At 60.9% G+C, this 17,791-nt stretch carries 9 protein-coding genes; 1 reads left to right on the top strand and 8 read right to left on the bottom strand.

The features are described from left to right. Positions 1 to 18 precede the first annotated feature (18 nt). On the top strand, positions 19 to 7,185 hold the full coding sequence (locus tag BLU24_RS25480) for a TcdA/TcdB pore-forming domain-containing protein (RefSeq protein WP_093105180.1): 7,167 nt from the start codon (positions 19 to 21) through the stop codon (positions 7,183 to 7,185). Between the two features lie 82 nt (positions 7,186 to 7,267). Here BLU24_RS25480 and BLU24_RS25475 read toward each other — a convergent pair whose 3' ends face one another. From BLU24_RS25475 to prmA, 8 genes are all read right to left on the bottom strand, one after another. Continuing rightward, positions 7,268 to 7,864 (bottom strand): MarC family protein, encoded by a 597-nt coding sequence (locus BLU24_RS25475; protein WP_025111770.1) that lies wholly within the window; start codon positions 7,862 to 7,864, stop codon positions 7,268 to 7,270. Positions 7,865 to 7,926: 62 nt separating this feature from the next. Further along, complete coding sequence (locus BLU24_RS25470; RefSeq protein ID WP_093105176.1) at positions 7,927 to 10,704, bottom strand: hybrid sensor histidine kinase/response regulator; 2,778 nt, start codon at positions 10,702 to 10,704, stop codon at positions 7,927 to 7,929. A 97-nt stretch (positions 10,705 to 10,801) separates the two neighbouring features. Next, positions 10,802 to 12,097 carry a phosphoribosylamine--glycine ligase gene (gene purD, locus BLU24_RS25465; RefSeq protein WP_093105171.1) on the bottom strand — a complete coding sequence of 432 codons (1,296 nt, stop codon included), beginning with the start codon at positions 12,095 to 12,097 and terminating at the stop codon, positions 10,802 to 10,804. Positions 12,098 to 12,269: 172 nt separating this feature from the next. Then, on the bottom strand, positions 12,270 to 13,877 hold the full coding sequence (gene purH, locus BLU24_RS25460; RefSeq protein ID WP_093105166.1) for a bifunctional phosphoribosylaminoimidazolecarboxamide formyltransferase/IMP cyclohydrolase: 1,608 nt from the start codon (positions 13,875 to 13,877) through the stop codon (positions 12,270 to 12,272). Positions 13,878 to 13,960: 83 nt separating this feature from the next. Then, positions 13,961 to 14,281, bottom strand: coding sequence for a DNA-binding transcriptional regulator Fis (fis, locus tag BLU24_RS25455; protein ID WP_002555375.1), 321 nt, complete (start codon positions 14,279 to 14,281; stop codon positions 13,961 to 13,963). Further along, the gene (gene dusB, locus BLU24_RS25450; protein WP_093105162.1) at positions 14,278 to 15,288 is read right to left on the bottom strand and encodes a tRNA dihydrouridine synthase DusB; all 1,011 of its coding nucleotides are present in this window, start codon (positions 15,286 to 15,288) and stop codon (positions 14,278 to 14,280) included. The genes fis and dusB overlap by 4 nt, the downstream gene beginning before the upstream one ends. A gap of 184 nt (positions 15,289 to 15,472) precedes the next feature. Next, positions 15,473 to 16,717, bottom strand: a complete 1,245-nt coding sequence (locus BLU24_RS25445) for a DUF3426 domain-containing protein (RefSeq protein WP_093105157.1) — start codon at positions 16,715 to 16,717, stop codon at positions 15,473 to 15,475. Positions 16,718 to 16,747: 30 nt separating this feature from the next. Beyond that, on the bottom strand, positions 16,748 to 17,626 hold the full coding sequence (prmA, locus tag BLU24_RS25440) for a 50S ribosomal protein L11 methyltransferase (RefSeq protein WP_093105152.1): 879 nt from the start codon (positions 17,624 to 17,626) through the stop codon (positions 16,748 to 16,750). Positions 17,627 to 17,791: the final 165 nt, after the last annotated feature.

Raw genomic sequence — 17,791 nt, 5'->3', positions numbered from 1 at the left:
AATCAGGGATGAAGGCTTATGGGTGTCATGGAACAGTATGTCGGCGAAGCGGATCTTATTTCTGCCGAAGATTATTCAGCGCTGCAACGCGCCTTGAAGGAGTTTTCCGCTACTGGCGAATATGCCGAGTTGGCAGCGCTTTACGAGAGTGCCGGCAGGGCCTCGGATTTCACTGAAAAACTGCAAGTCGTAACGCTTTTCCTCGACAACTTCGAGCGCCTGGCCAAGCGCAAGACGGCGCCCATGCCGGTGGCCATTGATCGAATCGAGAATGGGTTGCGCGATTACGCGGCGCGCCTGGCGGCAACGGTGAGCATATTCAGTGACGTACCCGCGCCAGTGCCAAAAACAATGCACTTTGTCTGGGTCGGCGGCAGCCAGGTCGGCGCTATCCAGCGTGATTACATGAATGTCTGGCGCCAGGTCCTGGCCACAGAGGGCTACCAGTTCAATCTCTGGTACGACAGCGATGCCTTGCTGGCTTTCGAAATGAATCGGGTCATCTCCGACAGCGCCCGCGTCGATGCGATGGAGTCGGGTGGTGACACCGTGAGCAAGCCCGGCGAGTTGGCGAAGATGATCGAAGACCGGGCGCGAGTATTGAAGCACGAGATGTTCACGTTTCTGCAACAACCGCAATGGCAAGGCAAAGCCGATCAGGCCCGTATTGAATTGATGGTGCGCGCCTACGGTAAAGACCGGGCAACACTGGAGAACTTTCGGCAGGAATGTTTGCACAGCCATCAGCAAATGGCCGGCAGCGACTTGCAGTTGCGCGATGTCCATCGTGAGTTTTCCGGACATTTTCTAGAGGATGTCTATCAGCGTGAAGTGGCGATGCGCGGCAACTTCGCAGCGGCCAGTGATGTTGTGCGCTTGCAGGCTGAATATCTGGAGGGTGGTCGTTACAGTGACATGGATTACTTGCCACCGCTGGCCGACAAATTGGGTGGCGTGGATATCAGCGGTTACAGCGAAGAACGACGTATTGGCGTACTACAAGTGTTGCTCAATAACGATGAAACCTTGATGCCGGGTCGTGACCGGCATCGCTATGTCGACAGAGTAGAGACTATTGCTGCTGCAGACCGGGAGGCGTTGCAGACGTTTGCTCGCAACAAGCATCCTCCAGGGGAGATCTTCGTCGCCCCGCAGGAGCATTCGGTACCACGGGATGCGATGCGTCTGGGAACGGCTCATGGGGTATCCGTTGCGGGGGAAATGAACGCGCATATGCTCGCCCACGCAGGCAGTGGCATGACCATGGCCTACATGCAGATGATCCGTCTGAATTATGACTGCCTGCTGCAAGTGGAGCGTCGTGCGATCGCCGCCGGTATCGATATGAACGACGCGGGGCGTTTGATCGCGGTTATTCAGAACGTCGTGAATGAAGTGCTCGCGCAAAAGAAATTCCCGTCTTCAACGATCCATTTCGCCGCAGGCAGGCTCATCGAAGCCATCCATTCCTATTATCAGGACGGCATTCGGGTCGGTGCTCGAAGCACGATCACCCTTACCGGACCGGGGGCAGCGGCCGCCGGGCTGACCAAATACATCGAAGAACATTTGCTGCCTGAGCAGATCGACCGCATCCGCAATCATCTGAAACTGGTTGAGGGCTATAACGTTTTTACCGAGGAGGAAATGATCTCCGGCTGGACCGTCAATGACGATGAGGCGCAGTGGCTGGCCAAAGAGCAGGAAAAATGGCGCAGCGGCAAACTCAAGTCGCGTTATACCGGCCAACTGGCGGATCTGCTCAAACCGCAACAGACGCTGACGTTCAAGCAGGGCTGGCCGGTGGTGGGCGGTAAACCGGTATTGCTGACGTCGGTCCTGCAGCAATGGATGGATGACCTCGGCGAGCCCTTTGTCCGGGCCATGCGCGAAAAACTCAGCGGTGAGATCACCTTCACCGATGCTTTTGCCATCGGCTTCGACACGCGGCAGTTGATTGCGGCGCAACCGCAGGGCGAGCTGCCGGTTTCCCACGGCGCCGAAACGTCCAGCAATCTCAACGAACTGTTCAGTCGGATTGCCCATGACGCGCTGCCGCTGCAACAACTCAGTCCGCTGGTGCGGGTCATGCTCGGTGGGATTTTCGGAGCGGACAGTCTGGACGATGCGGGTTTTGCGGGCGTCTGGCAGACCGTGCGTGAGCTTGCCGTGGCAACCGATGGCGACGGCACTTTCGCGCGTTTTGACGCCATCGAAAAAGCCCTTCACCAGCGGCCGGAATTCGCGACGGCACTGACGCGGGGTGAGGCGCATGAAGTGCTGACTGCGCGTGAACTCAAGGTCCAGGCGCTCTTCGAAGCGCTGACGGTGCGGCAATGGAGCGAGCGTATCGGGCAGATCAAGCGCACCGCGCAGCGTGAATACCGCACCCGGATCATTCAGCGCAGTGCGCAGGTGCGGGAAATGTTCATCAGCGCCGGCGCGACCTCGGCCCGGCAATTGTCGCAGGACTTACTCATGCAGGGAGCGAGCGACCCAGGGCGCCGCTGCTATCCGCTGGCATTGTTGGTGGGCGCCGCCGTGGCTGCCGGCGAGTCGGCCGAGCGCACGCTGGTCGGGCATGTCGCGACGGCCAGCATCAGTCCTGAACACACCAGCTCACGGGCTTTGCTCAGCGCGTTGAACGAATTGCGGACGTTGCCGACGAGTGCCATCGGGGAGGCTCGCGGCTTGCAGAGTCTGGATACGCTGATGCAGGCGCTGGAAGCAAAAAGTACACCTGCAGTCCTGTTGCTCGACACCGGCGATCACGCGTTGCTGTTGGCAAAGGTGCAAGTGGGCGACCGGTTCGTCTACCGCTTCTATGACCCCAACTTTGCCATCTATGCGTTCGCCGAAGGTGCCCAGGCGAAGCTCGGCGTGGAGCGTTATCTCAGCGCAGGCGATAGCGCACTGGCCAGGCTCTACGGTCTGGGTGACATGGCCGGTGCACAATTCAATGTGGTCGAGCTGAACACGGATGCCATCGTCACGCGCAAGCTGTCGGCGGGGTTGCCTTTGGACAGCTTTCTGCACTCGCCTTCGAGCGATTCGCGCCGTGCCTCGGTCTGGGCCAGACAAGCACTGGCGCGCCAGCGCTCGCTCAGCGAAAACGCGCGCATGGGCACAAGCCTGGCGCAAGTGGATGCACGGTACTGGGCGCAGGCATTCGGCGAGGCCACGCAGCAATTGCGCAGTGAACACTCGCTCGGGCGCGAATATCTGCCGTTGCTCGACACCCTCAAGCCGCAGGCGGACGGCGCTTTTTCGCTGACCCTGGTCGATGCGCAAAACCCCCGTCAGGCGCGAACGGTCAGTACAATCGACCCGCGATTCAACACGCTCAAAGAGCATCTGCAGCGGTTGGTCAAAGCGGCCAAACCCGCGGCCCCCGCTGAGTCTGACGGCGGCAGTCGCTTGAGCTTTGCCTTTGCGATCCAGACCCTGGTCACCGAAATGCGCCAGCGCGATTACCAGGCTGGCGATCAGTTGCCAACCCTGTCAATTGCCCTGCAAGTGCAGGTCTACGTCAGTTATGCCCAACTGGGTTTCGGCGTGGTCAGCGATACCGTTCAGGTGATCAACCTGGTGCGGCAGGTGGCAGCCAGTGAGCAAGCGCTGCTGTTGCGTCAGTCGTCACTGGTCGGCCGTGTGCTCGGGCCGGCAGCCACTGGTGTCGGCTTTGCGTTCTCGCTGGTCAACATCGGCTTCGACATCTACAACCTTTCGCTGGCGCAGAACCACGAGCAGCGCTCACGTTTTTCCACGTCGCTGGCGTTCAATGTGGCGGCACTGGGGCTGGACATTGCCGCGCTGGCAGTCGGTGGAACGGCCGGCGCGGCGGCAGCCATTCTGTCGGTGCCGTTGCTCGGTATCGGCATCGGTGCCACCGCGATTGCCAGCAATCTGGGGCAAATCGCCGACAAGGCTACGGCGGTCGGCAATCATTTGCGTGCCATCCACAACGCTTACCAGCCAGGCGCTTTTACCTTTGCCGACGGGACGCTGCAGTTCCCGCCCGAAGCCGTCATTACCCAGCTTGATCTGCAAGACCGGCAGGTTCGTTTCGACAGCCAGCGGTTCTATCCATGGGGCGGCGGCCCGCTGGAGCTGCCGCAGTACAACGATGATCCGAAGCAGATCCACCGATCGCTGAACATTCGCCAGGCCTTCGGTCTGGCCGAGAGCGCACCGCTGGATATCCGCGACGATGTTGCGCTGCATACCGTGGTGCTGCCCTGCACGCCGCTTTGCTATTACGGTTACGAATATCAACTGGGGGGCGCCGGCTATGTCTACGAGGCCTTGCCGGGAGAGCAGGTTGAACCGCGTAGCGCCAGTGAACATCCCGACCCGAACTGGTTGTCGTATTTCAATCCGCTCATGGTATTGGGCGATACCCTGAGAATACAGCTCGATGAGCGTATCCACACCCGCTACCCGCAGTTGCGCAACAGTGTGGCAGACAAGCTCGAATACGATGAGCGAGGCAACCGGCGTTTCTATCTGCACAGCACGCCGTCGCTCAAACACATTCTCTACAAGCTGCATCCGGTCTATAAACCGACCACGATTCGTGTGCAGCTCAACGAGCATGTTCGTCAGTTGGCGGTGCCGACGTTGCCGGTGGAATGGCTGCACAAAATTTCCTATGAAATCACCTCCATGCCCGGTCACTGTCAGTTGCGCCTGACTCGCGGTCTGAGCGAGGTGAAATTTAACGGCTTTGGCAAATGGCTGGTGCATGCGCCCTGGGTCAATCTCGAGCAGGTCCGCTTTGCTGATGCAGTGATTGCGGATGACGACGGCCCACGGTTATATCTGGCGGGGCGTCAATTGACGATTGACGGCATCGTGCTGTCGGCTTTCGAGGGGCTGATCGAACTGGCCGGAGGTGAACTGTACGAGCTGGACTGGCAGCACAATGCATTGCGCCTGGTGTCCGTTACCCTTGGCGATACCCACCATTCCCGCGATGTCCTTGCGCGACTAAGCAAACTCGGTGACGAGGATCGTCTGGCCGCCGGCTATCTGAGGCTTGAGCGATTCAACGTGCCGTTCACCCCGGCCAGCCAGCCGCTGAGGACCACGGCTTTTTACGATGGCCCGCGCAGACGCCTGTTATACGCGCGCAACCTGCCTGGCGCGGTCAACGATGGCTTGCTGCTGGGCGCCGCCACGGCAGATGAAGCGTGGTTTTATCATCCCGATCACGCCACCGTCTGGCGCGTCAATGTGCTCAGCGGGCTGGTCGTGCAGCGCTATCGTTTGCTGAGTCTGGAACCCGGCACGAAAATCAGCGCTTTCGCGCAGCTCGCAGACGGCACTCTGCGCGTCTCGCAGCAGTTGGTCGAGCGGAAAAACCTCAACGTGCAAACCACGCTGGAATTTCATCTGGCTGACAAGGACGTGACACTGACCGACATCACGCTAAGGTCGCGCGGGTTGGAAAATTCCCCCCTCAAACCTGAAGAAGGCAGCCGGATCGTGTTTTTCCGTCATCGCCAGAAACAGCCTCGCCCCTATGCCGACGAAACCCCCGGCATGGCTCCGGCCATCAGCACATGGCGCTACGCACCGTATATTCATGCGCAGGCTTATTCCTTCGATCAACTGCTCGAGCGAGCCTGGATCGGCGCGGAAAACGGCCGCTACTTCCGCGCCGACCCGCTCAGTGACGCGGACAGAGTGTTGCTCATGCCGCGATCCGCTGATCCGGCCACGGCACGGCTGTTCTACAGCAAGCAGAGCCAGATGCTCAGCCATGGCATCGAACCGCGTGACAATGTTTTCATGCAGCAAGCGCTGGCGCGGGATGTGGTTGACATCAGACGTGTCGGTGACAGCTATCTCGCCACGTTGAGCGATGGACGACTGTTCGAGATCGACCTCGGTGCCCGTGAGGATAACTGGTTGTCCGAGATAGACAGGGATGTGCTGCAGTTCGTCGGCCTCAGCCAGCGCTGGCTGCAACAACATCCCGACTGGCTGGCCGCACTGCCGGCGCTGGCCAGGCAATACAACAGCGCAGCATTTGCGATCATCGGCTTGCGCGCCCAGGCAGGCCAGCCCTTTCTCGCGGCGTGGTGCGTGGACGAAAAGCTGGTACTGGCGCAAACGCCTGGCATCCGTGAGCTGACGTTACTGGGCCTGACGCCGGACCGGCAAGCCGTCTGGCTGCTGGATTCCGATGCCGGAGCAATCTGGCGGCAGACGCTGGTGTCATTCGAGGAAGCTCGCGCGGCGTTCGGCAACAGCAGCGTCGTGCAGCATCGCCAGGCCTTGCCACAGGCCGAACCGGTCTGGTCATCGTGGACATTCGGCGAAGTCCTGCCGCAGGGCGATGGCCTGCTCGGACGCACCCGCGAAGGCGTGACGCTGCAACTGCAGGATCAACAACCGGCGCGGATTGTCGGCACGGAAAATCGCTGGTCCTGGCGCCTCGGCGAAACGCCCGCACAATTGTGCGAGCGTTTGAAGCAACTGCTGCACGGGCAAGCCCATGCCGCTTTCCTGCCCGTAGAAAATACCGGCAATCGTTACCAATATTACGTGCCAACGCTGAATCGGCTGTTCGATGTGTCCGCCCGGGAGGATGGCCGGTGGGCGACGTTCCTCGGTACGCGCGATACCGATAATCCGCTGTTGCTCGACTCGATCGACGAGCTGGTTTTCAGTGCCGGAACGACCGACAGCGTGTGGTTGCCGGGCAGCCATGCCGAGCGTGATGCGCAGGTCATGACGCTGCAAGTGAGCGATGACCTCACCGAAGTCCAGCCGCTGCTGGTTGACGGTGTGGACACGTTGATCCTGAGCTTCGGTTCGCACACGGAGGGCTACCGGATTTCGGCCGATAGCTGGCAGCGTCTGGATTGCATCGTCGTCGATGTGCGGCGTCCGTCTTCCAGCGAAGCGTCGGAGCCAGGCTTGCTCGCGCTCGACGTGGGGGAATGTGGGCATTGGTTAATGTCGCGGGTCGATGACGAGCTGCTGCTTGCCGATCCGGACAATGGTTGCAGTCTGATCGTGCGCTACGCCCAGGAGCAGAGCGCCTGCGAGTTGGCGCTCAGTGTCTCGGGTCGCCTGTGTCTGGTCGCGCTGGAGCAATGGTTGCTGGCGTTCAAGGCCGCACAGGACAGCGACGGCACCGCTACGCTGGCGGCTGTGATTGAACAGTTGCCTTGACGGGTTGAGCCTGCACACAAAAACGCCGCGAACGTTGCCGTTCGCGGCGTTTTTCTTGTCCTGTGCGTACAGCTGCCAGCGCTCAAGGCACCAGATAGCCTTTGACGCCGGTAAAAATGATCTGCGCTGCCAGCGCGCAAACAAACAGGCCCATCAAGCGGCTGACGATCTGCAAACCCTGATCACCGAGAATTCGCTCGATGCGGTTCGATAGATAAAGCACCACGCCCACCGTGAAACTGGCCAGCGCAATACTCATGATCGCGGTGAGCTTGTCGTCCCAATGCGGTTGGCTGACACCCATGACCAGTAACGCACCGATGGTGCCGGGGCCGACCGTCAGCGGAATGGTTAGCGGCACGATGGTGACGTCCTGCTGTACGTTATCGGCCTGTACTGCCGGCTTGCCCTGCGCCATGCCCAGCGCGGAAATGAACAACACGCTGCCGGCACCGATGCGGAACGCATCAACCGTGATGCCGAACACATCGAAGATCACCCGCCCGAACAGGTACAGCAAGACGCTCGACACCAGCGTCGCCACCGCGACCTTCCAGGCCAGGCGCCGTTGTTCCTTGCGCGAATAACCGCGGGTCAGGCTGATAAAGCAGGACAACACGAAGAATGGGCTGTAAAGCACCAGCATCTTCAGGTAAACGCTGAACAACACATGGAGCATGGGTGCAGGCTCACTGGCGGGGGATCGTAAGGAGTCTATCAGGCACCGCAAAGCCTGTCGGCTTACGAAGGTTGCGTCGAGGTGCGGTTCTGTTGGTCGCGCTGGGCCACCCAATGCTCGATCAACTCGCGCAACTGCGACAGCTCGACGGGTTTGGACATGTGCCCATCCATGCCGGCCTGACGCGCGCGTTCCTTGTGTTCAGCGAGAATATGCGCGGTCAGCGCCACGATCGGCGTGCGAACACGCTGGTTGCTGACTTCCCAGGCGCGCAATTGCTGAGTCGCCGAGAAGCCGTCGAGGATCGGCATCTCGCAGTCCATCAGCACCAGGTCGTAACGCTGGGCCTTCATCGCTTGCAGTGCTTCTTCGCCGTTGGCGGCAGTGTCCGGTTGCAGGTTGAGCTTGCCGAGCATGCCGCGAATCACTTTGGTCGAAATCGTGTTGTCCTCGGCCACGAGGATGCGGAAATCGCTGGGTACTTTCGCCGCCGTGGCCGCTGTGAGCACTTGCGGCTGAAACACAGTCTGGCCTTTGTTGCGCTGGTTCAGCTCGTCGGCCAGGGTGGTTTTCAGGGTGTAGCCTGCCACCGGTTTGGCGAGGATGCGTTTGATCCCCGAGTTGCGTGCAATGATCTTGCTCGGCGCATTGCTGATGCCGGTGAGCATGATCAGCAGGATGTCGTGATTGAGGCTTGGATCTTCCTTGATCTTGGCCGCGAGCTGCATGCCGGTCATGCCCGGCATGTTCTGATCGAGCAGCACCACATCGAAATAGTCACGCAGGTGCGCCTTGGTTCGCAGCAGGGCCAGCGCTTCCTTGCCCGACGGCACGGCGCTGACATTCAAGCCCCAGGCACTGCACTGCTGGACCAGCACTTTGCGGCAGGTGTCGTTGTCATCGACCACCAGCACCCGCGCGCCTTGCAGTGGGCTGTCGAGGTCCGAAGTCGGGTGTTCGAGGCGATCGGGATCCAGCGGCAGTGTCAGCCACAGGGTACTGCCCTGCGTGGCGCCGCTCTTGATGCCGAATTCGCCATTCATCAGGCGGATCAGTTGCCGCGCGATCACCAGCCCCAGATTGCCGCCCAGGCGGTTGGCCGACAGGAAGTGCTTGCTGTGCAGTTCGGCGTGCATCAGCGCGTCGCGTTCTTCCTGCTCCATCGGCTGGCCGCTGTCCTGCACGGCAATGCGCAAACGTGGCTTGTTGCTGCGCTCGTCGAGGGCGACGACGATCAGCACTTCGCCTTCATCGGTTTTCTTCAGGGCGTTTTCCAGCAGGCTCAGCAATGTCTGGCGCAGACGGGTCGGGTCACCGCTGATGACCCGCGGCACTTGCGGCTGAATGAAGCTGATCAGCTCGACGTTCTGCTGTTCGGCCTTGGCGCGGTAGATGCTCAGGCAGTCATCGATCAAGGCGTTGAGGTCGAATTGCACGTCGTCCAGTTCGATCTGTCCGGACTCGAGTTTGGAGATGTCGAGAATCTCGTTGATCAGCGTCAGCAGTTCATTGCCGGCGCTGTGGATGGTCTGCACATAGTCGCGCTGCTTGACCGACAGCGGCGTGCCCAGCAACAGTTCGGTCATGCCCAGTACGCCGTTCATCGGCGTACGGATTTCGTGGCTGATCTTGGCGAGGAACTCGGCTTTGGCGTTGATCTCGGCGTTGCTCGCGGCCAGATCGCGACTGACGCTGAAACGGCTCTCGGTGATGCTTCGCTGACGCTCGCCCAGGGCGACGCTCATCAGCAAGCCGCTGATGCAGATGAACACCATCAGAATCATGATCAGGCCTTGCGGCGATACCAGTGTCAGCCCCAGCAGCGCCGGCAGAATGATCAGCGTGCCGATGTTGAACACCACCATCGCCGCAACAAACAGCCGCGCCGGGCGGTAGCCTTTCTGCCAGTGGTAGAAGCCGACGAACAACATGCTCAGACCGGCCAGCGCCACCAGCGCATACGTGATGATGTTCAAAGGCAGGGTGTTGACGAACAACAGAAGCAGGCTGCACGTGACGATGAGCAGGATGTCGCCAAGCAGCAGTTTGTTCAGCGGGTGCGGCCCGAGCGGGGCGAAGTAACGGTAGGCGAACATCAAACCGGCCGGCGCGGTCAGCAGCAGCGCCAGGTACGCGCCAGGGGTCTGCACCGCATGCCAGTTCGGCAGCCACGGACCTGCCAGATTGAGCAGCAGCAACAGGCTCAGCCCCAGCAAACCCTCGCAGACCGCCAGCCACAGGCTGCTGCGCGAACGCGAATAGGCGTAGCGCACCAGATTGTGCAACAGCAGCATGGCCAGACAGCCGAAAAGCATGCCGAACAGTAGCGTCTGATGGTGGTCGGCCGCACTCGTCACCGCCGATTGCAGCGTCACGTGAGGGCGCAATTGATGATCGGAAACCATGCGCAGGTAAACGTCGAGCGATTTTTCGCTCTGCGGCAGCGGCAGCATGAAGTCGCTGCTCGGCAGCGGTCGTTCGGCCTGAGGCTGGTCGGTGCCGGTGTTGCGTTGCTCGATCAGCCTGTCGCCATCGAGCACATACAGATTGAGCTGCGAAAGGTCCGGGGCAAAAATGCGCAGCACCTGTTCATGCTTTCCCGGCGCCAGCCTGAAACGCAGCCACAAGGCGCCATCGGGCGCGGCCGCAGTGAGGCGGTCGAGTTCGATGGGGCTGAATTGATTGGTGTAGCGGGCAGAGCGGATATCGCTCAGTTGCAGGTTGCCTTGATCGTCAAGCAATACCGACCAGCCACTGCCTTGACCGGCGAGGGCCGGAAGCATGCAGAGCAAGGTCAGCAGCGTGACGGTGAAGCTTATGGCAATCCTGAGCCAGCGCACGGCGAAATCCCTTCGTAGGTTGATGCCAGAATATAACGACGCGCGGCGGCAGAACAGCCCGGCGAGGAAGGACATTCCACGCCGGGCATGACTCAGCTTATTGCTGGGTTTCGCCACGTTCACGGGCAATGGCACGGTAGCCGATGTCCTTGCGATAGAAGCAGCCTTCCCAGTCGATGGCCGCAGCCAGCTTGTACGCCTGCTGCTGCGCTTCACCCACGGTTGCACCCATGGCCGTTGCGCACAGCACACGACCACCGGCGGTGACGACGGCGCCGTCTTTCAGTGCGGTACCGGCGTGGAACACTTTACCTTCCAGGCTTGCCGCTGCTTCCAGGCCGTTGATCGGCGCACCCTTGGCGTAGTCACCCGGGTAGCCACCGGCGGCCAGCACGATACCGACGCTAGGACGCGGATCCCACTGCGCTTCAACCTTGTCCAGCGCTTGCGCCAGTGCGGCTTCGACCAGCAACACCAGGCTCGATTGCAGACGCAGCATCACCGGTTGGGTTTCCGGATCGCCGAAGCGGCAGTTGAACTCGATGACTTTCGGATGACCGGCCTTGTCGATCATCAGACCGGCATAGAGGAAACCCGTGTAAACGTTGCCTTCGTCGGCCATGCCTCGCACGGTCGGCCAGATCACCTGGTCCATCACGCGCTGGTGCACGTCGGCGGTGACCACCGGGGCAGGGGAGTAAGCACCCATGCCGCCGGTGTTCGGGCCGCTGTCGCCGTCGCCGACGCGTTTGTGGTCCTGGCTGGTGGCCATCGGCAGGACATTCTTGCCGTCGACCATGACGATGAACGAGGCTTCTTCGCCGTCGAGGAATTCCTCGATGACCACCCGCGAACCGGCGTCGCCGAACGCGTTGCCGGCGAGCATGTCGCGCACGGCGTCTTCGGCTTCAGCCAGGGTCATGGCGACGATGACGCCTTTACCGGCCGCCAGGCCATCGGCCTTGATCACGATCGGCGCGCCTTTTTCACGCAGATAAGCCAGCGCTGGCTCGATCTCGGTGAAGTTCTGGTAGTCGGCGGTCGGGATCTTGTGGCGCGCGAGGAAATCCTTGGTGAAGGCTTTCGAGCCTTCGAGCTGCGCAGCACCGGCGGTCGGGCCGAAGCAATCCAGGCCGCGGGAGCGGAACAGATCGACAACGCCGGCGACCAGCGGCACTTCCGGGCCGACGATGGTCAGGGAAACGTTTTTCTCGGCAAAATCGGCCAGTTGCTCAAGCGCCAGCACGTCGATGGCGACGTTCTCGCACTTGGCTTCGATTGCCGTACCGGCATTGCCCGGCGCGACGAAAACCTTCTGCACGCGCGGATCCTGAGCCACTTTCCAGGCCAGAGCGTGTTCACGGCCACCGCTGCCAATGATCAAAACGTTCAAAGAAAGACTCCTTCGGAGAAAGCTGCAAGCTATAAGCTGCAAGCAAGAGCGAATGTGTGGCTCTTAACTACAGCTTATGGCTCTGAATTAATAAGGCTGCATCTGCAAGAAAGAGCGACACATGCCTGCTCTTTCTTGCAGCTTGCAGCTTGAGACTTGTAGCTGCCGTATTTCAGTGACGGAAGTGGCGCATGCCGGTGAACACCATCGCAATGCCCGCTTCATCAGCAGCGGCAATCACTTCGGCATCACGCATCGAACCACCCGGCTGGATCACCGCAGTGATGCCGACCTTGGCCGCGTTGTCCAGGCCGTCGCGGAACGGGAAGAACGCGTCCGAGGCCATCACCGAACCGGCGACCCGCAAACCGGCGTGCTCAGCCTTGATCGCGGCGATACGTGCCGAATTTACGCGGCTCATCTGGCCGGCGCCGACACCGATGGTCTGACGGTTCTTCGCGTAGACGATGGCGTTGGACTTGACGTACTTGGCGACTTTCCAGGCGAAGATCAGGTCGTGAATTTCCTGCTCGGTCGGGGCGCGCTTGGTCACAACCTTCAGGTCATCGGCGCTGATCATGCCGATATCGCGGCTCTGCACCAGCAGGCCACCGTTGACGCGCTTGTAGTCCCACGCGGCGGCGCGGTCTGCCGACCACTCGCCGCAGGCCAGCAGGCGCACGTTGGCTTTGGCAGCGACGATGGCGCGGGCTTCTGCGCTCACGCTCGGAGCGATGATCACTTCAACGAACTGACGCTCGACGATCGCCTTGGCGGTCTCGGCATCCAGTTCACGGTTGAACGCGATGATGCCGCCGAATGCAGACTCGGTGTCAGTCGCGTAAGCCAGTTCGTAGGCCTGACGGATACCGCCTTCGGCGTCCGGGCTTACGGCAACGCCACACGGGTTGGCGTGCTTGACGATCACGCAGGCTGGCTTGACGAAGCTCTTCACGCATTCCAGCGCGGCGTCGGTGTCGGCCACGTTGTTGTACGACAGCTCTTTGCCCTGCAGTTGGGTCGCGGTGGCGATGCCGACTTCGGCAGGCCTGGCCTCAACGTAAAACGCCGCGCTCTGGTGCGGGTTCTCGCCGTAGCGCATTTCCTGGGCCTTGGTGAACTGGCTGTTGAAGGTGCGCGGGAATTCGCTGCGGCCTTCAGTGCTGAGGGTTTCAGCCGCCTGATTCACCGTGCCCATGTAGTTGGCGATCATGCCGTCGTAGGCGGCGGTGTGTTCGAAAGCCTTGAGCATCAGGTCGAAACGCTGCGCGTAGGTCAGGCCGCCGGCCTTCAGGCTTTCCAGCACGCTGGTGTAATCGCTGGCATTCACCACGATCGCCACGTCTTTGTGGTTTTTCGCCGCCGAACGGACCATGGTCGGGCCGCCGATGTCGATGTTCTCGATGGCGGTCGGCAGGTCGCAGCCTGGCTTGTTGATGGTGGCTTCGAACGGGTACAGGTTGACCGCGACCAGATCGATCGGCTGGATGCCGTGTTCGCTCATGATCGCGTCGTCAATACCGCGACGACCGAGAATGCCGCCGTGGATTTTCGGGTGCAGGGTTTTCACCCGACCGTCCATCATCTCGGCGAAACCGGTGTAATCCGCGACTTCCACTGCGGCAACGCCGTTGTCACGCAGCAGCTTGAACGTTCCGCCGGTGGAGAGGATCTCGACGCCGAGAGCTTCCAGCTCTTTGGCGAATTCGAGGATCCCGGTCTTGTCGGAAACGCTGATCAAGGCGCGGCGGATCGGCAGGCGGGTAGTCTGGTCGGTCATCTCAATTTCCATCAAAAGCAAAGGAAGTCAGCAAAAAAGGCGACCGTTTTTTACGCGGGCGCCTTTCTGGTTTGATTGAATGCTTACAGCAGATCGTACTGCTTGAGTTTCTTGCGCAGCGTGCCGCGGTTAAGTCCCAGCAGCTCACTGGCCTTGGTCTGGTTGCCCTTGACGTAGTTCATCACGCTTTCGAGCAGGGGAGCCTCGACTTCGGAGAGCACCAGGTTGTACACATCCGTGACGGACGCGCCCTCAAGGTGGGCGAAATAATTGTGCAGCGCCTTCTCGACACTCCCGCGAAGGGTCTGGCCTTCTTCGCTCGGCGTGTTGAGGTGCTGTTTCAAATTCACGTTGTCGCTCACGGGTGTTGTTCCACTCACTAAAGTCTCGGTCATCATCGTCATGCGGCCACCCCTTCTTCGTCCCCTGTCAGGCTCTTGTAACGCTCGGCGAAGAACTCCCGAACGTTGGCGCATTGTGTTTCCGTACCATCCAAACGATTGAAACGGGCGCGAAACTCCCTGGCGCCCGGCAAGGTTGCGAGATACCAGCCCACATGCTTGCGCGCAATACGCACGCCCATCACGTCCCCATAGAAGGCGTGAAGGGCGGCCAGATGCTCCAGCAGAATGCGTTCCACCTCGATCAGCTTCGGTGCCGGCAATTTCTCGCCGGTACGCAGGAAGTGCTCGATCTCGCGAAAAATCCATGGCCGTCCTTGAGCGGCACGACCCACCAACAGGCCATCGGCACCGGTCGCATCAAGCACGTAACGGGCCTTCTCTGGCGAATCGATATCGCCATTGGCGAAGACCGGAATCGACACCGCCTGCTTGATCAAGGCAATCGTGTCGTACTCGGCTTCCCCGGTGTACAGATCGGCGCGCGTGCGGCCATGCACGGCCAGCGCAGTGATCCCGGCCTGTTCGGCGATTTTCGCCACGGTCAGGCCGTTCTTGTTCTCGCGATCCCAGCCGGTGCGGATCTTCAGGGTGACCGGTACATCCACCGCAGCCACCACGGCCTGCAGGATCTCGGTCACCAGTGCTTCGTCCTTCAGCAACGCGGAGCCGGCGGCCTTGTTGCAGACCTTCTTCGCCGGGCAACCCATGTTGATGTCGATAATCTGAGCGCCCAGCTCGACGTTGGCCCGGGCCGCCTCCGCCAGCATCTGCGCATCACCACCGGCGATCTGCACCGAGCGTGGCTCGGGATCACCTTCGTGGATCATGCGCATGCGCGACTTGCGGGTGTTCCACAGGCTCATGTCGCTGGTAACCATTTCCGAGACTACAAGCCCTGCGCCCAGACGCTTGCACAGCTGACGAAAGGGCTGATCGGTGACGCCCGCCATCGGGGCAAGAATCAAGCCGTTCTGCAATGTGTATGGGCCGATGCGTACCGCCGACATAGGACTTCCCTGAGGTGGGGCCGGATCATGAGAGTTCGAAAAAGGGTGGGCATGATACCCGCTCTCGATGACTGGTTAAAGGCTGAATTGAACAAAATCTGAACAGTAATTTTGTTATCGCCGCTGGTTTGGTCGTGCACGGCGAAGTCAGAAAACCGCCGTCAATCCACAAACCTCGCGGGCTTCACTCGGGTGAGTGGAAACTCAGGCTGTAATTCACCGCTTTCGGGCCCGGATCGAGAATGTCCAGTGCAATGTGGATCGGCGTCTGCGGCGGCATCTCTGGCAGGCCTTCAAGATCGCCCTTGAGATATTCGCCGGGTTTGAAGCGACGACTGGCGATCAGATGACCATTGAGATCGGCAAAGCGCAGTTCCAGCAGCGGGAACGGCTGGGAAAACGTCGCCCGGTTGTAGATGATCGCATCGACCACCAGTGCACCGTTGAATTCCGGATGGCTGCGCACCACCAGATTGCTGCTCTTGATTCTGGCGATGTCGACCTTGGACGGCACCGTGCAGCCGATCTGCGGGCAGATTTGCTGGAACCACGGGCGGTATTGATCCTGCCGGGCCAGTTCGTCGAAATGATAGGCGATGTACTGCGCCGCCAGACAACCCGCCGCGATCAGTACCAGCAGCAGCCAGAGCAGGCGTCGGCCCCAGGGCGAGCGGCGTTTTTGCCAGTCGAGTTGCAGCGGATCGTCGGTCAGGTCTTGCAGGACTTCGGCACGTACGCCGGGTTCTGCGCGTTCGCGCTTTTTGCGCAGCGGCGCGATCGACGGCAAATCGTCATCATCGCTGTCGTCGCTGGCCGACAGCCGTTCACGGCGGGCATTCGGGTCGATCGGGTCGTGCAGGCGCAACTGCGGAATGCGCGGCTCGTCATCCAGATCCACCGGTTCCAGCGACAGCGAGGGTTCGGTGCGTTCGGGTTCGAGGGTTTCGATGGCTTCGATGTCCGGCTCGCCATCCGGCTTCGATGTGCGCTCATCGGCCGGTTCGCTGAACAGGCTGCCCGGCCATGCCGCGTCATCCGGTTCGGGGCTGTCGCGGCGTGCACTCAGAGATTCCTCGCGAGTGCGCCCCGGTTCGGTGACCGGCTGAATTTCGCGTTGCTCGAGACGGGCCAGTTCCTGATCCAGGTCGAGGCTGTCGAGATCCAGTTCCGAAGCGTTCCACTGCTTTTGGCTGATCGCGCGTGGCGCTGGTGTTTCACCGACGACAGGTGATGGTGCTTCAGCCTGCGCCGGCGCGATGGGCGTCAGTGCATCCTTGCCGGCGTGTTGTTCAAGCAACTGTTTGGCGGCGTTGAACACTTGCAGGCAGGAGCCGCAGCGAACCACCCCGCGGGCCACGCTCAATTGAGCATGGCTGACGCGGAAACTGGTTTGGCAATGCGGGCACTGAGTGACGAAGCTGTCGGTCATGCGGCGATCCGGTTTATGCAGGCGCTCATATTAGCGCCGACGGCCAGTGATGCGCACCCAGCCGTCGCGATTGGCAATCGGGTCGAGATCGAAGTCCTGTGCATAAGCGGCGGCGACTTCGTCACCTTGTTCGGCGAGGATGCCCGACAGCGCCAGACGCCCGCCGGGCTTGACCAGGCCAGACAGTTGCGGTGCCAGCGAAACCAGCGGGCCGGCGAGGATATTGGCGACCAGCACATCGGCTTTGACCTGCGGCAGGTCTTGCGGCAGGTACAGCGGGAACAGTTCGTCGGCGATGTGGTTGCGCCCGGCATTGTCGCGCGAAGCTTCCAGCGCCTGTACGTCGATGTCGGTGCCGACCGCTTGTTTCGCGCCCAGCAGCAGCGCCGCGATCGCCAGAATCCCTGAGCCGCAACCGAAGTCGAGCACGTCGCAGTCTTTCAGATCCTGGCCGTCTAGCCATTCCAGACACAGTGCGGTGGTCGGGTGCGTGCCGGTGCCGAACGCCAGGCCCGGGTCCAGCAGCAGGTTGACCGCGTCAGGTTCCGGTGCGGCGTGCCAGCTCGGCACGATCCACAGGCGCTGACCGAAGCGCATCGGCTGGAAGCCGTCCATCCAACTGCGCTCCCAATCCTGATCTTCGATCACTTCACTGTGGTGCTCGGGCAGCGGGCTGCCGGTCAGCAACTCCAGATGAGCCAGAACCGGTTCCGGTTCAGTGCCACCCTCGAACAGCGCCAGCAAATGCGTGTGCGACCACAGCGGGGTGGTGTTGAGTTCCGGCTCGAAGATCGGCTGGTCTTCAGCGTCCATGAACGTCACCGACACAGCGCCCACCTCAAGGAACGCGTCCTCGTAGGTTTCGGCTTGTTCCGGGGTGATGGCGAGACGGACTTGCAGCCAGGGCATGGCGGTTACCTTTGAAATCTGTGGGGCAGCCCGAAGCTGCAAAAGCGCGCAGTTTACGCCAGGTCGCCAGCAAAGTGGACAAGCCGGTCTGCTGTTACACATTCGCGGGCGCGATATACCGGTGTATCGCCTGAGCGCGCTGGTCGGCAAATACAGTGGAGGCTC

Origin of the sequence: Pseudomonas sp. Z003-0.4C(8344-21) (genome assembly GCF_900104975.1) — a bacterium.
Classification (GTDB): domain Bacteria; phylum Pseudomonadota; class Gammaproteobacteria; order Pseudomonadales; family Pseudomonadaceae; genus Aquipseudomonas; species Aquipseudomonas granadensis.
This window is presented reverse-complemented; position numbering and strand designations above follow the sequence as displayed.

What these genes read in the sequence shown, in the direction of transcription:
- BLU24_RS25480 (WP_093105180.1), top strand. Translation starts at nt 19, where the DNA reads ATGGGTGTCATGGAACAGTATGTCGGCGAAGCGGATCTTATTTCTGCC.
- BLU24_RS25475 (WP_025111770.1), bottom strand. Translation starts at nt 7,864, where the DNA reads ATGCTCCATGTGTTGTTCAGCGTTTACCTGAAGATGCTGGTGCTTTAC.
- purH (WP_093105166.1), bottom strand. Translation starts at nt 13,877, where the DNA reads ATGACCGACCAGACTACCCGCCTGCCGATCCGCCGCGCCTTGATCAGC.
- fis (WP_002555375.1), bottom strand. Translation starts at nt 14,281, where the DNA reads ATGACGATGATGACCGAGACTTTAGTGAGTGGAACAACACCCGTGAGC.
- dusB (WP_093105162.1), bottom strand. Translation starts at nt 15,288, where the DNA reads ATGTCGGCGGTACGCATCGGCCCATACACATTGCAGAACGGCTTGATT.
- BLU24_RS25445 (WP_093105157.1), bottom strand. Translation starts at nt 16,717, where the DNA reads ATGACCGACAGCTTCGTCACTCAGTGCCCGCATTGCCAAACCAGTTTC.
- prmA (WP_093105152.1), bottom strand. Translation starts at nt 17,626, where the DNA reads ATGCCCTGGCTGCAAGTCCGTCTCGCCATCACCCCGGAACAAGCCGAA.